The sequence below is a fragment of the Spirosoma aerophilum genome (assembly GCF_054782495.1).
This window is the reverse complement of sequence record NZ_BAAGSJ010000013.1, coordinates 1025857-1045541: the sequence shown is the minus strand read 5'-3', so window position 1 is coordinate 1045541 and position 19685 is coordinate 1025857. Positions and strand designations below refer to the sequence as shown.

21 protein-coding genes and 2 tRNA genes are annotated in these 19685 nt (G+C 46.3%); 18 read left to right on the top strand and 5 right to left on the bottom strand.

All coding sequences use genetic code 11. From position 1 onward, the window contains the following. Positions 1 to 4 precede the first annotated feature (4 nt). From ACYVK4_RS15830 to ACYVK4_RS15820, 3 genes are all read left to right on the top strand, one after another. A complete protein-coding gene (locus ACYVK4_RS15830; RefSeq protein ID WP_461128491.1) occupies positions 5 to 1651 on the top strand; it encodes a T9SS type A sorting domain-containing protein in 1647 nt (548 codons plus the stop codon). Positions 1652 to 1721: 70 nt separating this feature from the next. Continuing rightward, on the top strand, positions 1722 to 3776 hold the full coding sequence (locus ACYVK4_RS15825) for a thioredoxin domain-containing protein (RefSeq protein WP_461128490.1): 2055 nt from the start codon (positions 1722 to 1724) through the stop codon (positions 3774 to 3776). A gap of 200 nt (positions 3777 to 3976) precedes the next feature. After that, positions 3977 to 4852, top strand: a complete 876-nt coding sequence (locus ACYVK4_RS15820) for a hypothetical protein (RefSeq protein ID WP_461128489.1) — start codon at positions 3977 to 3979, stop codon at positions 4850 to 4852. A 57-nt stretch (positions 4853 to 4909) separates the two neighbouring features. Here the strand turns inward: ACYVK4_RS15820 and ACYVK4_RS15815 are convergent, their stop codons facing one another. After that, positions 4910 to 5335, bottom strand: a complete 426-nt coding sequence (locus tag ACYVK4_RS15815) for a secondary thiamine-phosphate synthase enzyme YjbQ (protein WP_461128488.1) — start codon at positions 5333 to 5335, stop codon at positions 4910 to 4912. Between the two features lie 135 nt (positions 5336 to 5470). Here ACYVK4_RS15815 and ACYVK4_RS15810 point away from each other — a divergent pair, with 135 nt between their 5' ends. After that, positions 5471 to 6295: a toxin-antitoxin system YwqK family antitoxin gene (locus ACYVK4_RS15810; RefSeq protein WP_461128487.1), complete on the top strand. Its 825-nt coding sequence runs from the start codon at positions 5471 to 5473 to the stop codon at positions 6293 to 6295. 8 nt (positions 6296 to 6303) lie between these two features. On the opposite strand, the gene ruvC is transcribed toward ACYVK4_RS15810, so the two are convergent. Continuing rightward, positions 6304 to 6909: a crossover junction endodeoxyribonuclease RuvC gene (gene ruvC, locus ACYVK4_RS15805; protein WP_461128486.1), complete on the bottom strand. Its 606-nt coding sequence runs from the start codon at positions 6907 to 6909 to the stop codon at positions 6304 to 6306. A 45-nt stretch (positions 6910 to 6954) separates the two neighbouring features. On the opposite strand from ruvC, the gene ACYVK4_RS15800 reads away from it, so the two are divergent. The 8 genes from ACYVK4_RS15800 to ACYVK4_RS15765 all read left to right on the top strand — a co-directional run bounded on the left by ACYVK4_RS15800 (position 6955) and on the right by ACYVK4_RS15765 (position 13164). Next, positions 6955 to 7914, top strand: a complete 960-nt coding sequence (locus ACYVK4_RS15800; RefSeq protein ID WP_461129608.1) for a lysylphosphatidylglycerol synthase domain-containing protein — start codon at positions 6955 to 6957, stop codon at positions 7912 to 7914. Beyond that, positions 7914 to 9035 carry a glycosyltransferase family 2 protein gene (locus ACYVK4_RS15795; protein WP_461128485.1) on the top strand — a complete coding sequence of 374 codons (1122 nt, stop codon included), beginning with the start codon at positions 7914 to 7916 and terminating at the stop codon, positions 9033 to 9035. Before ACYVK4_RS15800 ends, ACYVK4_RS15795 begins: the two co-directional genes overlap by 1 nt. Positions 9036 to 9124: 89 nt before the next feature. After that, on the top strand, positions 9125 to 9772 hold the full coding sequence (locus ACYVK4_RS15790; RefSeq protein ID WP_461128484.1) for a polysaccharide deacetylase family protein: 648 nt from the start codon (positions 9125 to 9127) through the stop codon (positions 9770 to 9772). Continuing rightward, on the top strand, positions 9759 to 10790 hold the full coding sequence (locus ACYVK4_RS15785; protein WP_461128483.1) for a glycosyltransferase: 1032 nt from the start codon (positions 9759 to 9761) through the stop codon (positions 10788 to 10790). Before ACYVK4_RS15790 ends, ACYVK4_RS15785 begins: the two co-directional genes overlap by 14 nt. 144 nt (positions 10791 to 10934) lie before the next feature. After that, entirely contained in the window at positions 10935 to 11741 is an 807-nt protein-coding gene (locus ACYVK4_RS15780) for a TatD family hydrolase (protein WP_461128482.1), read from the top strand. A 33-nt stretch (positions 11742 to 11774) separates the two neighbouring features. Then, on the top strand, positions 11775 to 12887 hold the full coding sequence (locus ACYVK4_RS15775) for an asparaginase (protein ID WP_461128481.1): 1113 nt from the start codon (positions 11775 to 11777) through the stop codon (positions 12885 to 12887). A gap of 66 nt (positions 12888 to 12953) precedes the next feature. Beyond that, positions 12954 to 13043, top strand: a tRNA-Ser gene (locus tag ACYVK4_RS15770). Between the two features lie 34 nt (positions 13044 to 13077). Then, positions 13078 to 13164: transfer RNA gene (locus ACYVK4_RS15765), tRNA-Ser, on the top strand. A 34-nt stretch (positions 13165 to 13198) separates the two neighbouring features. Here ACYVK4_RS15765 and ACYVK4_RS15760 read toward each other — a convergent pair. Further along, positions 13199 to 13447: a hypothetical protein gene (locus ACYVK4_RS15760; RefSeq protein WP_461128480.1), complete on the bottom strand. Its 249-nt coding sequence runs from the start codon at positions 13445 to 13447 to the stop codon at positions 13199 to 13201. A gap of 137 nt (positions 13448 to 13584) precedes the next feature. On the opposite strand from ACYVK4_RS15760, the gene ACYVK4_RS15755 reads away from it, so the two are divergent. Further along, positions 13585 to 13896: a hypothetical protein gene (locus ACYVK4_RS15755; protein WP_461128479.1), complete on the top strand. Its 312-nt coding sequence runs from the start codon at positions 13585 to 13587 to the stop codon at positions 13894 to 13896. A 43-nt stretch (positions 13897 to 13939) separates the two neighbouring features. Here the strand turns inward: ACYVK4_RS15755 and ACYVK4_RS15750 are convergent, their stop codons facing one another. Beyond that, positions 13940 to 14188, bottom strand: coding sequence for a hypothetical protein (locus tag ACYVK4_RS15750; RefSeq protein ID WP_461128478.1), 249 nt, complete (start codon positions 14186 to 14188; stop codon positions 13940 to 13942). A 477-nt stretch (positions 14189 to 14665) separates the two neighbouring features. On the opposite strand from ACYVK4_RS15750, the gene ACYVK4_RS15745 reads away from it, so the two are divergent. Continuing rightward, positions 14666 to 14938 (top strand): hypothetical protein, encoded by a 273-nt coding sequence (locus ACYVK4_RS15745; protein WP_461128477.1) that lies wholly within the window; start codon positions 14666 to 14668, stop codon positions 14936 to 14938. A gap of 208 nt (positions 14939 to 15146) precedes the next feature. Here ACYVK4_RS15745 and ACYVK4_RS15740 read toward each other — a convergent pair whose 3' ends face one another. After that, entirely contained in the window at positions 15147 to 15350 is a 204-nt protein-coding gene (locus ACYVK4_RS15740; protein WP_461128476.1) for a hypothetical protein, read from the bottom strand. A 643-nt stretch (positions 15351 to 15993) separates the two neighbouring features. Here ACYVK4_RS15740 and ACYVK4_RS15735 point away from each other — a divergent pair. The 4 genes from ACYVK4_RS15735 to ACYVK4_RS15720 all read left to right on the top strand — a co-directional run bounded on the left by ACYVK4_RS15735 (position 15994) and on the right by ACYVK4_RS15720 (position 19683). Beyond that, positions 15994 to 16236, top strand: a complete 243-nt coding sequence (locus ACYVK4_RS15735; protein WP_461128475.1) for a 4a-hydroxytetrahydrobiopterin dehydratase — start codon at positions 15994 to 15996, stop codon at positions 16234 to 16236. Positions 16237 to 16329: 93 nt separating this feature from the next. Continuing rightward, the gene (rsmI, locus tag ACYVK4_RS15730; RefSeq protein ID WP_461128474.1) at positions 16330 to 17070 is read left to right on the top strand and encodes a 16S rRNA (cytidine(1402)-2'-O)-methyltransferase; all 741 of its coding nucleotides are present in this window, start codon (positions 16330 to 16332) and stop codon (positions 17068 to 17070) included. Then, the gene (locus ACYVK4_RS15725) at positions 17030 to 18319 is read left to right on the top strand and encodes an Lnb N-terminal periplasmic domain-containing protein (RefSeq protein ID WP_461128473.1); all 1290 of its coding nucleotides are present in this window, start codon (positions 17030 to 17032) and stop codon (positions 18317 to 18319) included. The genes rsmI and ACYVK4_RS15725 overlap by 41 nt, the downstream gene beginning before the upstream one ends. A 68-nt stretch (positions 18320 to 18387) precedes the next feature. Continuing rightward, positions 18388 to 19683, top strand: coding sequence for an acetylxylan esterase (locus ACYVK4_RS15720; protein WP_461128472.1), 1296 nt, complete (start codon positions 18388 to 18390; stop codon positions 19681 to 19683). The last annotated feature ends 2 nt before the right edge of the window (positions 19684 to 19685 follow it).

Genomic DNA, 19685 nt, shown 5'->3' with positions numbered 1-19685 from the left:
AGCAATGCGTGTTCTATTTGGCATTTTCTTCGTGTGGATAGGGGTATTTTTAGGGAATGGCTATCCGGAAGCAACGGCTCAACAGCAATGTGCCGATAAACTTACTTTCACGCCGGTTAGCCAACCCAATCTGATTGAATGGAGTAAATTTCCGGATTTTACCCTGCCGTTTCCCATCATCTACGGTGGGCCTCGCTTTTCCGACAATCAGGCTAGTCCTTTGCGGCATGGGTTTAGCCACCTTGTGGATATAAACAATTCAGAGTTTGGCACCCTTGTTCAGCCCAGGCAGCGCGCAGTTGTTTATTATGGCATTGCTACGGGATTAAACCAGCCTTGGGAAACTATCGAAAGTCCATGGGCCAATGACCTCGGGGCCTACCGTGCCAAATGGGACAGCTTCCTTTCGGGGATAGCAGGGGGGCAGAAAAATGCTGCCGGTCTGTACATTCTTCCCATTAACCGACTGGTGCTCGACTATGAACGTATCCTTGAAACGGATAATCGCATCCTGAGTATTAAACAGGATAACCGGGTACCGGAGAACTATCGGAAGTTACCGAATGCCGATTTTATTGCCGCTTATAAGTTAGCCATTCGAAATCTGTACACGGAAGCTGCCCGATATATTCGTCAGCATGCCGACCTTACGGGTATCAGCCTGAGCAGTTACGCGGATACACCCGTGCTGAACACGTACCTGAACGTTGGCACGTTCAGCTGGTCAGACTGGACCACCAATCTGGCTCGAACAAACTATCTGGTGCAGGATTCAACAGGGCGTGGGATTGGCGGTCCTTACTACCAACAGTTGGATGCTCTGTCGCCATCGGCATATTATTTTTATGATTACCCAAGTCCCCTGGCCAAAGATTACCTGCCTTATTTACTCTTTCAGGTGGAAGTGAACCGGGCGTGGAGCAACAAGCCTGTGGTTCCCTGGGTATGGTTACGCTTTCATGATAGTTCCAGCAGCTACCCGAATTTTATCCAGCCGTTTATGGCGGAGGCAACGGCGATCTTTCCCTTCTTTTCAGGAGCTGCTGGTTTATGGCTGTGGGAAGATCCAACGCTTTCGTCGAACCGTTCAGACGTCTATGCGGCTTATGAACATTTTACGCATGGGCTTTACCGACTGTCACGGTTTGCCGATATGTTTCAGGGTACCTATGAGCTCGTTCTAACTACGCCCGCCCGAGAGCTGATGGATAAACAGCAGCCCGTTTGGCGGGGCGTTGTCAACCAGAATAAAATCCTGATTGCGGCTCAGAATTCGTATGCAGCCGAGGGGCAGAAAACAAGCCTGACTGTCCGCTATAAATCCTGGCAGCAGGTTATTGAATTGACTGGTCGAGAAGTCTATTTGTGCCGTTTTGATATGGGAACAGTAACCGCAAATGAACCCGCTTTTGCAGGTGTAACTATCTATCCTAACCCATCTAAAACGACCCTTACGGTTACTTTTAACCAAATTCCTACATCAGCAACCGAACTTAGTTTAATAAATGAAACAGGCCAATACGTTATCAGTAGGCCGGTTAACAGTGTTAAGGAGGAGATAAATATAGAGCAGCTGCCAGCCGGGCTGTACATTCTCCGTCTCCAAAACGAAACCGGCATTCAAACTAAAAAAATCATTATCACAAAATGAGTTGTTTCACAGAGATACATAGAGTTTTTAGTTTATCCGTGTATCTCCGGTAAACAATAGCAAACCACTTATGCCTAATCAACTCCAATACGAAACCAGCCCCTACCTGCTTCAACATGCCGAGAACCCCGTAAACTGGTACCCCTGGGGGGAGGAAGCTCTAACAAAAGCGGTTGAAGAAGACAAACCGATTTTAGTCAGTATTGGCTATTCGGCCTGCCATTGGTGCCACGTAATGGAGCGGGAGTCATTTGAGAAGGAAAATGTGGCTCAGGTGATGAACGATCATTTTGTGTGCATTAAAGTCGACCGTGAGGAGCGTCCCGATGTCGATGCGATCTACATGGATTCGGTCCAGGCAATGGGAGTGCAGGGTGGCTGGCCACTCAATGTATTTCTAATGCCCGATGCCAAACCATTTTATGGGGTAACTTATTTGCCTCAGAGAAACTGGATAAACCTGCTGGACAGTATCCGGGCGGCTTTTGACGCACAACGAGCCGACCTGGCTCAATCGGCCGAGGGATTTGCCCGGGAACTGAATCTGACGGATGCTGAACGATATGGACTAACCCAGAACGACCCGTTATATGCTCCCGAAACGCTCGATGTTCTCTACCGAAAAGTTGCGGTTAAGTCTGACGACGAGAAAGGAGGGTTACGGAGGGCCCCAAAGTTCCCAATGCCTAGTGTATGGCGGTTTCTACTGCACTATTACGATGTGACACTGTCGAACTCCGCCGGGAATGAGGCCGCGCTTCATCAGGTTCGACTGACGCTTGACCGGATGGCACTCGGCGGTATCTACGATCAATTAGGGGGTGGTTTTGCCCGCTATTCGACCGATGTTGACTGGTTTGCCCCTCATTTTGAGAAAATGCTGTACGATAATGGACAGCTTTTAACTCTTTATGCTGAAGCTTACAGTTTAACTAAAAGTAAGTTATACAAACACGTTGTCTATCAAACAATTGGCTTTGCCCAACGAGAGCTCTTGAGTTCGGAAGGGGGCTTTTATTCGGCGCTTGATGCCGATAGCGAAGGTGAAGAAGGTAAGTTTTACACCTTCACTACCCCCGAACTTCAGGATATTCTGGGGGGAGATTATGGCTGGTTTGCTGAACTATATAATCTTACTGAAACCGGGAATTGGGAGCATGGTCGGAATATCCTGCACAGGGTGGAATCCGACGAGTCATTTGCCGAACGGATGGGCTGGTCTATGGCCGATCTGAATGTTCGTCTGGATGCCACACACACTCGGTTAATGCGGGTACGGAATGAGCGGATTCGTCCGGGGCTGGATGATAAAATCCTCTGCTCCTGGAATGGTCTTATGCTGAAAGGTCTGGCAACGGCCTACCGCGTTTTTGGTGAGCCCGAGTTTCTGACCCTTGCCCTGCGTCTTGCCTATTTTTTACTGAAGAAAATGCGCGACAGCCGCAACGGTCGACTATGGCACACGTACAAATTGGGAAGGGCACGGCAGGCCGGTTTTCTGGATGACTATGCCGCTGTGATCGATGGATTGCTGTGTCTATATCAGGCAACGTTCACGGAAAGCTGGTTAATCGAAGCTGACCAGCTGATGCAGTATGTGCTGACAAATTTCGCTGATGATAAGCCAGAGGAAACGGGGGATCAGGACCCTCTATTTTTCTTTACAGATAAAAATGGCGAGGAGCTTATAGCTCGGCGAAAAGAGCTTTTTGATAATGTAATCCCATCATCAAATTCGATGATGGCCGAAAATCTTCATGTTTTAAGTTTATTGCTCGAACGGCCAGCTTATGCTGAACGGGCCGATCAGATGCTGGGCCGCGTGCAACCCTTAGTGCAGCAAAACACAGATTATCTATCTAACTGGGCATCAATATTAGCACTCCGCGCCCGTCCCACTGCCGAAATAGCCATCGTTGGTCCTGATGTTGAGCTGTTTCGGTCGCAGGTCGACGCTGAGTTCTTTCCGAACAAAGTGATGTGTGGAACGGTCGATAAAAGTGACATTCCCCTTTTGCAGCACCGTAGTCAGATAAATGGCCAAACGGCAGTATATGTGTGCTACAACCGCGCCTGTCAATTGCCCGTTACAAGTATAGCTGAAGTTTGGCGACTGGTAAAGTAGAATTACCGAGTAATCAATATAGTCATAAAATATCTTGGATTTTACTTGTTTTATCGTGTTCTCGTTTAGATAATACTAATTTTACGGAACAATATTGAAATGTTGGTTTATTTATACGTAAGTAGTTTATTGCTTAATTTAAGTAAACCTAATGATTCATTATTGGTAAGTCTACACACACCCTAAAACAGGATAAAGCAATGAAACTCAGAAAATTGTACTTGTGGCATTTCAGCTTGCTGCTGGTAGGGCTTTTTCAATGCACAGATCATCGGGTTCCGGAAGTGACGCCGGGTGTAAATAAACTTCGGATAAAATCCATTACGCAGGATCAACCGAACAACACCGCTAAGGTGAGTGCGTTTCAGTACGATACGCAAGGTCGGCTGAGCACGATACTGGCTTTCGAAACGCCCGATAGTACCGCAGCCCAGGTAGAGAGGAGCGTTTACCAATATGACGCTCAAAATCGACTCATCGAACTTAAACGGGATATAATCCGTCGGGCAAGCCAATTCGGGACCAACACGGAGCTATACACTTATAGCTATAATGCCGCAGGACAGGTTGCTCAGATCAGGTATACCAACAATAATGGGAATGGTGGAGTCTGGTTGGTTAACCCAGAGTACGATGCAACAAACCGGTTGACCGGTGCCAAGAAATCGTTTGACACGGGTGGTCTGACAACGCATGAGACCGATTCTTATACGTTTACCGGGGATGATTTAACCACGGCCACGATGACAGGAACAGCAAATGTGAAACAAACTGTCCTAACAGGTAATCGCACTGATAACTTCACCTACGATAATCAGGTAAACCCGTTCTACGGTGTTTATGTCATTCCCACCCCCTCCGTATTTGCCTTTATACCTACCTCCGCCCTTATTTCGTATTACACGTATTACGGAGGGATTTCTAATCTGCTAACGCTTAGTAAGAATAATGTACTTTCTGACGGTAACAGCACATTTGCTTACACGTATAATAGCGATAATCTGCCTACCAGTCGAACCACAACCCGGGGCGGTACTGTAACTGAGACCCTGCACTTTGCGTATGAAACATTTTAGTTAATGTGTTTTGGTCTAGGGAGTTAGTTATGGTTTAATGAATGGGCAGAAAATACATCATTCGTCTCCCCAGGCCGTAAGGATTAAGGTTCGGCGCCCCCCGTTATTGCGGTGTTCTCCCAGATAAATACCTTGCCAGGTACCCAGGTTCAGGCGACCGTTGGTGACGGGTATGGTAACCGAGTGACCAAGCAAGGCTGCTTTCAGGTGAGCGGGCATATCATCGGAACCTTCATAATCATGTTGGTAATAGGGTTCATTTTCGCGTACTGTCCGGTTGAAGAACCGTTCGAAGTCCCCTCGAACGGTCGGGTCGGCATTTTCATTGATCGTCAAACTGGCAGACGTATGCTGAATGAAAACCTGAAGTAAGCCAGTACGGATTCGGCGAAGGTCCGTAAACTCACGCTCAACCAGTGAAGTGATCAGATGAAAACCCCGCGGATAGGCAGGTAAGTGCAGGGTATGCTGGAAAATGGACATAAAACGAAATCAAGGGCAACTGTAAAGATATATGGAGAAATAACTATCTTAGGTACAATTCCGTTTTGGGTGTTACTGCACAAGTAGTGCATTAATTCTTAGAATCTTTAGGAACTTGAGTAGTGAAACAGTCTCATGAATACTCTTTACGCTTTCCTGCTTGTGTTACTGACCAGTCTGCCTGTACTGGCACAGAACAACGCGACCGATAACGAGCATTTGAAACGACGCCGGTATGCGGACTATGACGAGGAGATTCTGTTTTTTGGGAAACGAAACCAATACTTTACGGTTCGTACCTTGCTTAAAAGTGGCGCGGTATTTCGCCTGGATACCTATACGCTGCTGCCGCAAACATTGCCGAATGGTTTTCAGCTCGACAGTTTAAGCCGCATTATCCGGAACGGCCCAACGAAAATTTATTACCCTGACGGTAAAGTGTACATAAGCTGCGAGTACAAGGATAACATGCTCAATGGCCCATTTATGGTTCTTTATGAAGATGGGGCTACCAAACGACGTGAATACTACCGGGGGGGACGGTTGAGTAAGAGCGAATGCTACACACCGGATGGGACGAAACAGGTCTGTGCACCGTTTTATCAGGCAGCTGCGTTTCAGGGTGAGTCCAAAGAGCTGTCGGCCTATCTAAAACAAAAATTAAATACCGTTATCGACGGTGAACGAGTCAGGCGCGTATCGGCAGCCATCACGATCAACGAAATAGGGCAGGTGGTTATGGTGAAAGCCCTGGTGAACGGTAGTCTGGCCGAAAGCAGACAAATGCCGGAAGCCGTTAATTATGTTCAGAATGTTATCCGAACAATGCCCGAATGGTCAACCGATAAATTAAACTGGAAACCAGCCATGAATGACGGTATTGCTTCCTCATCTACCTGCGTGCTTTGGGTTTATAAACTGTATGGACAGTTGCAATATCGGCTGTCATTCCAGCTATAACTGCCTGACTACATAACCCGATTGGCATTCTCGCTGACGAAGGCGCCCCAGGCTCCTTTTTTCGTCTTTTTTGTGGAGACCGTCGGCAAGGCGTTTTCGTGAAAATGATGGCAAATAGCGATGGCCAGGGCATCTGTAGCGTCAAAAAACTTGGGATCAAGTGTTTCTTTCAGCAAGTGACCAACCATTTGCGACACCTGCTCTTTGGAAGCATTCCCGTTGCCGGTAACTGATTGCTTGATCCGGCGGGGTGCATACTCCACAATGGGGATATTACGCGATAAACCCGCTGCCATAACCACCCCCTGCGCCCGGCCCAGTTTAAGCATTGACTGTACGTTTTTGCCAAAAAATGGATCTTCAATAGCCATCTCATCAGGGTGATACTCGTCAATCAGCCGAAGCATGGTTTCGTGGAGTTTCTGGAGCTTCAGCTGGTAGGTTGTATATTTGCTCAACTGAACCACACCGTACTGCATCATGGTCATAACTCCGCCCTTCACCGATATGATGCCGTAACCGGCAACCTGTGTACCGGGATCGACTCCCAGAATAACTTTCTCAGGAAGTCGGTTGTCCGGGGTAACGATGGATGAAGTAGGATTGATCAGCATGATTGGGCGTTGGGTCTATTGCAAAGTAACGTGTTCTCCTCTGTTTTGTCGCTTAAACCACATAAAAAAATCATTTTTTGGGCCAAAATTGCAGTTTTGGTGGCATTGCTTTGTTATATAGGTTATGTTTTGACGCAAAAACCAGTCAACTGGCCAGCTCTCAAAGAGCAACTTAAAAAAGTTGAACATCCGGAAAGATGGGCCGCCTGTCTGTTTTTGCTGACACCGGTAAATTGGGGACTCGAAGCCCTGAAATGGCAGATACTTCTCTGGCGGGTGAACCCTATACCCTTTTGGGCTGCTTACAAAGGGGTCCTGGCGGGCGTTTCGCTTGGCTTTGCCCTGCCGGCGCAACTCGGTGATACGGCCGGTCGCGTCATGTCGCTGGAAAGAAACCGGGCTGGTGCAATTGGTGCATCCTTGATGTCTGGAGGAATGCAGTTTTATGTCGCTATTATTTTTGGCACCTTAGCCTGGTTGTATCACCTGATGGAAGTACCCGAGCGAAAGACGCAATCCGGTATGCTGCTGCTCGGTGTTCTGTTGGGACTATCTCTGGCGGGCGTTTTGCTTGGTGCGACTCGCCAGCGAGTGATTTCATTTCTAGCCAGTCGATCTTTCGGTAAACGAGTCAGTCAGTATATACGGGTAGCCGGAGAGTACACGGATCGGGAAATAAGCCTGGCGCTGGGTGCAGCTGCCGTCCGCTACCTCATTTTTTCAGGGCAGTTTTATATCGCGATGCAGGTTGTTGGACTTGATATTCCACCCGTAAGAGCCTTCGCTGGGATTGGCCTGGTTTTTCTCGCCAAAACTATTACCCCGGCTTTCAATCTTTTGAGTGATCTGGGCGTTCGGGAAGCGGCTTCTTTATGGGTGTTTTCACCCTATGGTGTAGAAGTGTCCGTCGTGCTGACAGCGACCCTGTTACTTTGGTTTGCAAATGTGTTGACACCTGTTTTGGTTGGCTTGATTTGGGTTTATAAATTAAAATTAACCGCTTGATGACAATTTTTCTGCTCGTGATCAGCGGGTTATATGCTCTTTTCACAATCACGCTTGGGCTTACCTGGCAGCGAATGCCAACCTTTCGGACCAAGAATCGAGGGGGAACTGGTCCCAAAATAACCGTTATTATTCCCGTCCGGAATGAAGCCGAAAATATCGGTAATCTGCTGGATGACCTGAGCCAGCAAACCTACGAGCACTTTGAGGTGATTGTAGCCGATGATTCGTCGACCGATACAACCTTGGCCGTGGTTCAACAGTATGCACGGATAGCACCGTTTGCCCTTCACCCGTTGGCGTTGACCAATGCGCGGACCACGTCGCCCAAAAAGCGGGCAATCGCCCAAAGCATAGCCCTATCGACAGGTGAATTGATCGTGACGACCGATGGCGATTGTCGAGTAAATGCAAAGTGGCTGGAAACAATTGCTGACTGTTATCATCAGACAAAGGCAAAGCTGATTTCCGGTCCCGTCACCTTTACGGAGGGCGATTCACTATTCGATGCGCTTCAAATCGTTGAATTTGCCAGCCTGATCGGTACGGGAGCCTGTACCTTAGCCCTCGGTAGGCCGACCATGTGTAACGGTGCCAACCTTTGTTATGAAAAGAGGGTCTTTCTGGAAGTAGATGGTTTTTCTGGTATCGACCATCTGGCCTCGGGCGATGATGAGTTATTGATGCACAAGATTGCGGCTCGTTACCCGCAGGGGGTACAGTTTCTGAAAAGTTCGTCAGCTATTGTGCATACCAATCCGCATCGGTCATGGCAGGGCTTTTTTCACCAACGAAAACGTTGGGCCAGCAAATGGCGGGCGTATGATAACTATCTGCCGTCTTTACTGGCAGTTTTTATTTTTCTAAGTAATGCTGTGCCGATACTGGCCGTATTAAGCTGGCTGATTGGTAATTTAAACGGAAAGGCTGCGCTAATCGTTATTGGTTTAAAGCTTCTGCCAGAGTTTTTGTTTTTACGACAGATTCTTGTTTTTTTACAAAAAAAATCGTCAGTGAGCGTAATTCCACTTACCCAGTTCTTATACCCATTCTATGTGCTTTTCTTCGGGATCGTTGCGCAGGGGAAGGGTTACCGATGGAAAGGACGAGACCTTAATTGATATATGATGTTGGATATAGGTTAACTAGCCTGCCTTCGGATACATTATATACCCAATATTATATACTCACTTCATAAACGTTTAGCAACTTGCCTTTTTTTCTGCATAAGTCTAACTTTTTACTCCGAACGGTCTATCCTGAGTTCTGGTGGAAGATTGATGAAGCGGTTGAACCCACGATTTATCTGACATTTGATGACGGTCCCATTCCGGACGTTACGGAATTTGTGCTGGAACAATTAGATAAGTTTGCCGCACAAGCCACTTTTTTCTGCATTGGAGACAATGTCCGAAAACATAAGGACATATTGTTTAACGTATTGGAGGCTGGTCACATGGTGGGAAATCATACCTACAATCACCTCAATGGCTGGAAAACTGACGATAAGGCATATCTGGAAAATATCCAAAAATGTCAATCACAGTTAGGCGTTGAAACGTCGCTATTTCGTCCGCCATACGGTCGTATCAAGAAGACACAGGTGGCAGAAGTGCTGGAAAATTATTCGATTGTCATGTGGGACGTGCTAACGGGCGATTTTGACCGAAGCCTACCGGCTGATGTGTGCCTTCGCAAGACAATTCAATACACTAAGCCTGGGTCCATTGTGGTTTTTCACGATAGTTTAAAAGCCTGGCCCACCATGCGGTATGTGCTGCCCCGGATGCTCGCTTATTTTGCCAACCGTGGCTACTCATTTCGGGCCGTCCCACAACCTGTGTATGCTGGGTTTTGATGCACCTGATACCCGGACGGCCACAGACATCAATCCGTTTATCAGCATTCTTGTTGCCGTACGGAACGAAGAAAAAACGATAAACGATTGCCTGAACGCCTTAATAAACCTCGATTATCCATTCGGATGTTACGAAGTACTCATTGGGAATGATCAGTCAACCGACCATACCCGAGCTATTGTGTCTGCCTTTATCGCCGACAAATCCAACTTTCGCTTAATTGATATAACCTCGCCGGTAACCGAACTACGGGGGAAGGCGAATGTGTTGGCCCAGTTGGCCAGACAGGCGAAGGGGCAACAGTTTTTTTTCACTGATGCGGATACCCAGGTTCCAACCGGATGGCTATTGGACATGAGTCGACAGTTCACCGAAAAAGTAGGCATCGTTACAGGGGTTACGCTACCGGTAGGATCAGGCTTTTTTGATAAGCTACAGGGAATAGACTGGCTATACAACCTAACGCTGACTCACCTTTTAGGCATCCTGGGAATACCGGTTACCGCTATGGGCAACAACATGGCCGTTTCACGGGAAGCCTACGATGCTGTCGGTGGATATGAAACTATACCATTTTCGGTAGTTGAAGATTACACACTCTTTCAGACTATTATAGCTAAAGGCTTTGGATTCGGTAATCTTTTGTCGGAGAGTGTGTTAGCTGAAACATTGCCTGTTCATTCCCTATCTGCGTTTCTGCAGCAACGTAAGCGTTGGATGAGGGGGGCCTCCGCTCTACCAGTTTGGATGGTCATCGGACTCTATGCGCAATACCTCGCCGGTCCCCTTTTGATTCTGGTTGGGCTGGTCTCGCCCCTGTTGGCAATTGGCGTCTATATCATCAAACTTCTTATCCAGACAATGGTCCTTTCCTTTGGATTAAGTCGGCTGAACCAAACCAAGTTATGGCCTTACGCGTTGTTTTTTGAGGTTTATCAACTAATCATCGGCCCCCTTTCGGTGGCTTTTTATTTATTGCCCATCAAAATTGAGTGGAAAGGAAGGAGTTATGAATGAGTCGGTAAGTTAGGTAAGTCAGTAAGTCAGGTAAGTCGGTAAGTCAGTAAGTGGCTGACGCAAAAAGTGCTCACTGACTTACCGACTTACTGACTTACTAACTTACCGACTTACCAACTTACCTGACCACTATCACTTACAAAAATGACTTTAATAGATACACACGCTCATATTTACGACGAACAGTTTGAGCAAGATCGGGATAAGATGCTCCGTCAGGCCGAGCAGGAACAGATCAGTCAGATCTGGATGCCCAACTGTGCCCGCGAAACCATACCCGGTATGATGTCGCTCGCAGATCAATATCCGGATCGTTGTTTGCCGATGATGGGTTTACACCCGGCCTATGTCAATGACACCGTCGATGAGGAGTTGATAGCTGTTGAAGATAATCTGAATCGACATGCGTTTATGGCTGTTGGTGAAATTGGCCTGGATTTTTACTGGGATATGACTTATGTTGACCAGCAGTTCGTTGCGTTCGAGACACAATTGCGGTGGGCTGCCGAGCAAAAATTACCGGTTTCCATGCACACACGTTCCGGTCATGACCGAAATGCGTTTATGGAAGCCGCCGATTTAATTGAAAAACTCGCGTTGCCCGGATTAACCGGAATCTTCCATTGTTTTGTCGGCTCCCTTGACGAAGCCAAACGTGCCATTGACATGGGCTTCAAACTAGGTATTGGTGGCGTAGCAACTTTTAAAAACGGTGGATTGGATAAAGTGCTTCCGCATATTAGTCTGGAGCATCTGGTACTCGAGACGGATAGCCCGTATCTGGCGCCTGTTCCGTACCGGGGCAAACGAAACGAGCCCGCTTATCTTCAGCTAATTGCCCAACGGGTAGCCGATTTAATGCATATTAACCGGGATGACGTGGCGCGTCATACAACCGCGAACGCCCTTTCTCTATTGCCTGTTTTGTACGCTAACCTGCTTCCTGGGTAGTGAACAGTACAGGGTATACCTTTTATACACTTCATGACATACAAAACCTTACACTTAAATCCAGTTTTCCCGCCAAAAGCAAGGGCATCTGTTTTAGTCATTTACACAGGGGGCACTTTTGGTATGGAATATGATCCCAAAGCCAGCCAGCTCGTTCCTTTCGACTTTGATCGGGTGCTTGATCGGTTGCCGGAACTAAATCGACTCGATTTTGACATCACTCTGATTACCCTGGAGCAAATCATCGATTCGTCGAATATGAAACCCGAAATATGGGTTGAGTTAGCGGAAATCATCCAGGTAAATTATGCGCAGTATAATAGCTTTGTCATACTTCATGGAACCGATACCATGTCGTACACAGCCTCTGCGTTAAGTTTCATGCTGATTAACCTGAACAAGCCTGTGATCCTGACGGGGGCTCAGCTGCCCATAGGAGTAGCGCGCAGCGATGCCCGGGAAAACTTCATTACCGCCCTGGAGATTGCTGCCGCCGTGGATTCGGCCGCCGTGGATTCGGCCGCCGTGGACGAAGCCAAAGAAAATAGTAAGCCCATCGTTCCGGAAGTTTGCGTGTATTTTAATTCGTTGTTGTTGAGGGGAAATCGGTCAACCAAGCAGGAGAGTGTTCAGTTCAATGCATTTGCTTCGGAGAATTATCCTCACTTAGCCACCGCCGGTGTAAGTATTGATTATAACAGGCCTTATATACGTCCTTATCAAGACCGTCAGGCACTTACCCTTTGTACAAGTTTTGATACGAACGTTACGATTTTAAAGCTTTTTCCCGGAATCCAGCAACCCGTTGTCGAATCAATTGTAAACATTAAAAATCTACGGGGTTTGGTTCTGGAAACGTTCGGAGCAGGTAATGCACCAACGGATGAGTGGTTTCTGAACACCTTAAAAGAAGCAATTGATCGAGGTGTCGTTATTGTAAATGTATCGCAATGCGAGGGCGGGCGCGTTACGCAGGGACAGTACCAGACGAGTAAACAGCTGTTGCATATCGGTGTGGTAAGTGGTGCCGATATAACTACCGAGGCAGCCATTACGAAGCTGATGATACTACTCGGCAAAGAGAACGAGCCAGCACGAATTCGGGAGCTTATGGCTCAGTCAATTAGCGGTGAAATGAGTGAATAGCAATTTTTTTGATAGGCGGGAGTTGCGTTTTTAGTATCAATCGTGCATCTTTGCACTCCCAAACACAGAGAGCTGCCAGAGTGGTCGAATGGGTCTGATTCGAAATCAGAAGTACTCGCAAGGGTACCGGGGGTTCGAATCCCTCGCTCTCTGCCAGAAGTCAGCAAGTTGGTTTGCTGACTTCGTTTTTAGAGAGGTGTCCGAGTGGTTGAAGGAGCACGCCTGGAAAGTGTGTATGCGGGCAACCGTATCGAGAGTTCGAATCTCTTCCTCTCTGCATTGAAGTCCGCACCGTGTTGTGCGGACTTCTTTCATTTGTGGGTGTCCGATCGGGAGAAGGCGTTCGTTAGAAAAGCATGTCTATTGGCCATCGAATCGAGCCGGGGTCGCGCCCGACTTCGAATCTCTTCCTCTCTGCATTGAAGTCCGCACAATACGGTGCGGACTTCTTTCATTTGTGGGCGTCCGATCGGGAGAAGGCGTTCGCTGGGAAAGCGTGTCTGTGGGCCAACGAATCGAGCCGGGGTCGCGCCCGACTTCGAATCGCTTCCTCTCTGCATTGAAGTCCGCACCGTGTTGTGCGGACTTCTTTCATTTGTAGGTGTCCAATCGGGAGATGGAGCAAGTCTATTGATTAATCATTTGCTTTTCACACAAATTATGTTTTACTTGTCGCACTGTATAATAACTATACTATATGAGCGGCTTTACAAGTAATGCATCCCTTTTGACACCAGAAGTTCTTTTACGGCTTATGTTATACACGGACCAGAGCAGACAGACAGTCACTCAGTTTGCTCCGGCTGCCTGGATTAATTTTGATACAGCTTTTGGGCCTGATTTTCAAATGGGTACAGAGCACAGGGTATCCATGGTGAATGAAAACGGTAAGTTTACTTCCTATAGAGTTGTCGTTGACAAACCACCCTTTCTGGAACACATGCCACATCCCGATAAAAAAGAGGTGTATACGCCAACATTGACGCTTTATCTTGTCCCGGCTGCTTAGATTTTGACGGGTTTTGCCGAAAATAGAGAGTATAACAGGGGCATTACATTATACCGTATGAGATATAGTCGCCGGTGACTGTATAAAAGTGTATGGGACCCGTTTGTTTGTTTATGCCATACTGTATATACTCACCAATGACACTATAGAGGGTAATAGTTTTTCCATCGTTACAGATCCCGTAAGCAATCTGGTTTCCCTTTAGATCAAAAATATTCACGAGCTTGTTGTCCTCCCAGATACCGCAGGCGATTTGTTGGCCTTTCAGACAGAAAATGTTGAGTTGTTTCATAACCGTATATAAACTATTTATTAAAATTGACTTAACTAATATTGACTATTAAAACTTGCTTCAGATACCACAACGAGATTCAAATCAGGTCGAAAGTGCTGGCTTAGGCAACCAATCAACCCACGTGTTAAGCATACAAGTATTGAAAATGTACAATCTCGGTAAGTAGTTAAATTGGGGGTATTTTTATAGGGAATAAAGCAGTATTTGCATTTTTAGGTCTATAAAGTATGGTGTTAAATAATTAGACTCCAAAAAATCCAAATATTATTTTAATAAATAGTTTATTTATTTTTAATTAATATTAGAAAAGTATAAAACTATTAACTTCATGCGAAAATTTAGTAAGTTTTAAACGCATAAATGTATATTTATTTTTCTCCTTAGCTTATTACTATTTGGAAATTAATTTATTTTACAGAGTTTATATTTGCCAGTACAGATATATTGAGTATTGAGGTTAATTATTTAATTAAGATGACACTTACCTGGACATTTTACCCAAAATATGAGGGTCAGTCAATTACTCTGACAGTCGTATATATACCTTCTTTGGATAACAAAAAGTTGGAGGGAGGTGGCTATCTTATAATCAATACCAACACCGCTTATGTTGACTGGACAACATACAAGCGTTTCGATTCAGCGGATGTTGAGAATCGTAAAGACGCGTTTAATCACCTGATCGCAATTGATCAGGAGGAGGATTTTTTCGATCAGAACCGTCCTGAATTTCCTCTGCTGAAGTAACTAGTCGATCTAACACCAAATGACACAAATAATGTATTGATCACAATAGGCGTGTTTGTCATGGTTCTTGTACCGAAACTATAGGACAAACACACCTAATTTATAGGCAAAAGCAAAAAAAAGTTGTGTAAATGAATTCTAAACAGTCTTTAGAATAGACCGTAGTTCTTGTAGTAGGAACTGAGGATCCGACTAAATAAACATTTAATTAAGCAATAAATTCGGACTGAACAGGTTCGCTCAGCAAGAACTGCCACTGCATTTCCAGTTCACGGATTGATCCCGACATGCAGTAACCATCAAAAGCCTCAAGAGGCAACTGTATGCAATTGTTATTGTCAATTAATTGCGCAGAAAGAATACATCTGCCTGAAACAGTAAGGTTGCTCAACACATCCAATGCATATTCCATGGTATTAAACCACCATGAGTACTTTTTCTCGATTCCAAGTATATCTACGGAAGTAAAAGTCAAAAACATATTTCGTTAAATATAAGTTACGGAAAATTGTATAATGTAATTGGAGTGCTAATATACCTTATATTTCTAAAAACAGGTTGTATGTTAAAATTAAATTTTTAAAATTTATATAAAGTATAATGAGTAATTATTGCCATTGATAATAGTTGAAATTGACTATAAGAGTAACCTAAATGTGGTATTTTGATATAGTAATTTTATGCAAAATAATTTACTATGTTTCTTTATTTTAAAACAGTTTACCTTAATCACCACGCAGTTATAATTCAATAATCGGCTCAAAAATGTCTTGTATGTAATCTGAAGCCCTTATGGTCAAGCTAAACTATGCATTTAATTAAAATATATTTATTGAAATCAGGTTGACTTCATGAAAACACAAATGCCGATGCAAAGTAGCCCGGCACTTGTTAATCATCCATAAAACTATACCTGTTCGTATATACGGTGTACTAATCAATTTAGATTTATATCAGAAAGAACGACTTAAATTGGGTAAAAGCTGGTTGAACATACTGAAACTCTTTAAACGCGATGCTGTTTAAAGGAGAATAAACCACCAAATAACCGTTTTATGTGGCAGGAGCAGGAAAACCAACTCACCCGCGAATTTCAGTTCGCCGATTTTAATGAAGCTTTCGCCTTTATGACCCGGGTGGCGCTGATAGCCGAGAAAATGGATCATCATCCCTGGTGGTCGAACGTCTATAACCGGGTATCGATTAAACTCTCAACGCACGATTCAGGTAATACTATTACAGATAAAGACCGTAAGCTGGCCGGGGCCATTGATAAACTGGTAGGTGAAAAGTGGTAAAGTGAAACCCTTTTAAGCGACATCGTCTGGGTAATACGCCGAATGGGCTGCTCATTTGCTGGTACAGATAGATACTAAGCGTTAACTTGCGACATGAAACTGTACCTCGTGCCGACGCCCATCGGAAATCTGGACGACATTACCCTCAGGGCCATTAAAATTCTACAAAGCGTCGATACGATCCTGGCCGAAGATACCCGTACGTCAGGCGTTTTATTGCGGCACCTGAACATCAGCAAGCCCCTTCACAGTTACCATATTTTCAATGAACATCAAACTGTTCAGCGGCTGGTAAACCAGTTGAAAGAAGGAAAAACGCTGGCACTGGTGTCTGATGCGGGTACGCCGGGCATATCAGACCCTGGCTTTCTGTTAGTGCGGGAGTGTATAAAAAACGATATCCTCGTTGAATGTTTGCCGGGCCCGACCGCTTTTGTACCCGCTCTGGTTAACTCGGGGTTGCCAAACGACCGGTTTACATTTGAGGGATTTTTACCGCATAAAAAAGGTCGCCAGACCCGGCTGACCGAGTTGGCAGGGGAGGAGCGGACAATGGTGTTCTATGAATCCCCCCATCGGCTCCTTAAAACCCTTCAGCAATTTACCGAAGTATTTGGGGCAGAACGACAGGCGAGTGTGTCGAGAGAACTGACCAAACTGTTTGAAGAAAATCAGCGGGGCACTTTGGCGGAATTAATTGCTTATTTTTCTCAAAAAACAATTAAAGGTGAAATTGTCATCTGCGTACAGGGAAAAGAGCCGAGTCGGGGTAAGGCTAAGCGAGTGTACACAAATGATGAGGATGATACAGAAGAAGATGGGGAAGATGAATAATTTTCGGCAGGTATGTGGCCTGGAACGAGTCGGTAAGCCGTGGGCCATTACCGTGTTGTTGGTGCTTATCGCATCGCTAACTATCCCCCTTTCGTCTTTTAGTCAAACACTATCCCCGGCGGCACGAATCAGCCTAATCACCTATGGGCCAGGCGACGACGACATTTCTTCGTCGTTCGGACATACCGAAATTCGCATCGTCGACCCGGCGCTGGGCCTCGATCGGGATTATAGTTATGGCGGATTTGACTACCGGGCTGATTATTTCATCCTAAAATTTTTGCGTGGTACGCTCCCTTACTTCTTGTCTGTTCACAACCTGTATCAGGTGGCGTACTACTATCAGCAGACCAACCGCAGCATTCGGGAGCAACAGCTAAATCTGACGCCTGCCCAGCGGCAGCGTATTTTTGCCGCTCTTGAAAAGAATTATCTGCCCGAAAACCGGAACTACCGGTATAAATTCTATTACGATAACTGCGCCACCCGCCCCCGCGATATGATCGTTGAAGCTTGTGGAGACAGTCTTGTAATACCTTCGCGTTCACGGATGACCGGTAAATCTTACCGCGATTGGATGAATGACTACCTTAATGAAAAACCCTGGTACCAGCTGGGTATGAATATTGCCATTGGCTGGCCGGCCAACGAGCAAACTGATGGGTGGCGAGCCATGTATTTGCCCGATCAGGTTCACGACCAGTTTGCTCAGGCTACCTTACTTCAGGCAAATGGTCAACCGATTCCGCTGGTGCAAAGTGATCAGGTCTTGTTTGCAGCTCAAAAAACCTTTCGTAAACAGGTACCATTCTTTTTCGATCCCGATGTGGTGTTCACAATCTTTGGTTTTTTAGTAGCCGCTTTTACCATTCGCAGGTATGTAATTAATGGGAAAGTTGATCGCTGGCTCGACCGGTTGTTATTTGGTATTTGCGGATTTATGGGTTGGTTTCTGCTGATTCTCTGGCTGATAAGGGATGATGGCGTGACCGCCTGGAATCCTTCGTTGTTATTCCTGATGCCGTTCCACCTGCCGTTGATCTACTGGGCAACGAGGTCTACGGTGACGGCCAAACAACGCACGCTTTACTTTGGTATCACGGCTTTGCTGCTGATTATTGGTATGTTCCTCTCCAGAGTGCCCGGCGGTTTCGATGTGGTATTTCCACTCACATTGCTGGTTCGGTGTATCGTAAATCTACAGACCGTTCGGCGAGGCCAGCAATCACTGGCCAGAGTTGCAGAATAAAGACCGGTTATAAAACTGCAACAGGTTGCTTTGTCTGGATGATAGATCAAATTTGTGCTCTAAAATCCATGAAGAAACTTCTTATACCAGGACTCCTGCTGATTTGGGTAACAAACGCGCTGGCTCAACCCGTTGAGCGGCTCGTTAAAGTGATCGTTTCCCCCGACCATGCCGACTGGCTCTACAAACCGGGCGAACCTGTCAAATTTACCATCTCGGTATTCCGAAGCAATGTGCTGATGCGCGGTGTTAAGCTTCGGTATGAAATAGGTCCGGAAAAGATGGAGCCCACCAAAAAGGAAACCGTTACCCTAAAAGACGGAACACTGGGCCTGGATGCCGGTACGTTGAAGACCGCCGGGTTTCTTCGGTGCATCGCCACGGCGGAAGTTGACGGTAAGGAATATCGAGGATTAACAACCGTTGGTTTTGATCCATCGAGCATCAAACCTACCGTGGCCAATCCTGCCGACTTTAAGGCATTCTGGGACAATGCAAAGGCTGACTTGGCCAAAGTACCCATCGACGCCCGCATGACATTGTTGCCGGAGCGATGCACGGAACTGACCAATGTGTACCAGCTCAATGTACAGAACATCAATAATTCCCGTTTCTACGGTATTTTATGCGTGCCTAAGAAAGAGGGTAAATATCCGGCCATTCTACGCGTGCCCGGCGCAGGTGTTCGCCCTTACAATGGCATGATAGCTGAGGCTGACAAAGGATTTATTACCTTGGAGGTGGGCATTCATGGCATTCCGGTAACGATGGATGCCAGCGTTTACGATAACCTGAGCCGGGGACCCCTGAATGGCTACCAGGCAGCGAACCTCGACGACCGGGACCGCTATTATTACAAACGGGTTTATCTCGGATGCCTGAGGGCTGTCGATTACCTGACCAGCATGCCGCAGTATGACGGACAGAATCTGGCTGTCACCGGTGGGAGTCAGGGAGGAGCGCTGAGCATTGTAACCGCTGGACTCGATTCCCGGATCAAATTGCTTGGTGCCTATTATCCGGCTTTAGCTGATGTAGCCGGCTACCTAAGCGGCCGGGCGGGTGGATGGCCGCATTTGTTTGCGGGCGATAATCTCGCTTATAACAATAAGCCTGACCGCATCAAAACCACCGGATATTACGATGTCGTGAATTTCGCCAGACTGGTAAACGTGCCTGGCTACTATTCCTGGGGATTCAACGACGAAACCTGTCCGCCAACGTCCATGTATGCTGCATACAACGTTATTCCCGGCCCTAAAAGGCTGGAATTGGTCCTCGATACAGGGCATTGGACTTATCCTGAACAAACGGAGAAAATGACCACCTGGCTGATGGGTCAGCTGAAAGGGGGCAGTAAATAAAG

Bases quoted from the DNA above. Each gene is read 5' to 3' on its own strand.
- ACYVK4_RS15830 (WP_461128491.1), top strand. From the start codon at position 5: ATGCGTGTTCTATTTGGCATTTTCTTCGTGTGGATAGGGGTATTTTTA.
- ACYVK4_RS15825 (WP_461128490.1), top strand. From the start codon at position 1,722: ATGCCTAATCAACTCCAATACGAAACCAGCCCCTACCTGCTTCAACAT.
- ACYVK4_RS15820 (WP_461128489.1), top strand. From the start codon at position 3,977: ATGAAACTCAGAAAATTGTACTTGTGGCATTTCAGCTTGCTGCTGGTA.
- ACYVK4_RS15815 (WP_461128488.1), bottom strand. From the start codon at position 5,335: ATGTCCATTTTCCAGCATACCCTGCACTTACCTGCCTATCCGCGGGGT.
- ACYVK4_RS15810 (WP_461128487.1), top strand. From the start codon at position 5,471: ATGAATACTCTTTACGCTTTCCTGCTTGTGTTACTGACCAGTCTGCCT.
- ruvC (WP_461128486.1), bottom strand. From the start codon at position 6,909: ATGCTGATCAATCCTACTTCATCCATCGTTACCCCGGACAACCGACTT.
- ACYVK4_RS15795 (WP_461128485.1), top strand. From the start codon at position 7,914: ATGACAATTTTTCTGCTCGTGATCAGCGGGTTATATGCTCTTTTCACA.
- ACYVK4_RS15785 (WP_461128483.1), top strand. From the start codon at position 9,759: ATGCTGGGTTTTGATGCACCTGATACCCGGACGGCCACAGACATCAAT.
- ACYVK4_RS15780 (WP_461128482.1), top strand. From the start codon at position 10,935: ATGACTTTAATAGATACACACGCTCATATTTACGACGAACAGTTTGAG.
- ACYVK4_RS15775 (WP_461128481.1), top strand. From the start codon at position 11,775: ATGACATACAAAACCTTACACTTAAATCCAGTTTTCCCGCCAAAAGCA.
- ACYVK4_RS15760 (WP_461128480.1), bottom strand. From the start codon at position 13,447: ATGCAGAGAGGAAGCGATTCGAAGTCGGGCGCGACCCCGGCTCGATTC.
- ACYVK4_RS15755 (WP_461128479.1), top strand. From the start codon at position 13,585: ATGAGCGGCTTTACAAGTAATGCATCCCTTTTGACACCAGAAGTTCTT.
- ACYVK4_RS15750 (WP_461128478.1), bottom strand. From the start codon at position 14,188: ATGAAACAACTCAACATTTTCTGTCTGAAAGGCCAACAAATCGCCTGC.
- ACYVK4_RS15745 (WP_461128477.1), top strand. From the start codon at position 14,666: ATGACACTTACCTGGACATTTTACCCAAAATATGAGGGTCAGTCAATT.
- ACYVK4_RS15740 (WP_461128476.1), bottom strand. From the start codon at position 15,350: ATGGAATATGCATTGGATGTGTTGAGCAACCTTACTGTTTCAGGCAGA.
- ACYVK4_RS15735 (WP_461128475.1), top strand. From the start codon at position 15,994: ATGTGGCAGGAGCAGGAAAACCAACTCACCCGCGAATTTCAGTTCGCC.
- rsmI (WP_461128474.1), top strand. From the start codon at position 16,330: ATGAAACTGTACCTCGTGCCGACGCCCATCGGAAATCTGGACGACATT.
- ACYVK4_RS15725 (WP_461128473.1), top strand. From the start codon at position 17,030: ATGATGAGGATGATACAGAAGAAGATGGGGAAGATGAATAATTTTCGG.
- ACYVK4_RS15720 (WP_461128472.1), top strand. From the start codon at position 18,388: ATGAAGAAACTTCTTATACCAGGACTCCTGCTGATTTGGGTAACAAAC.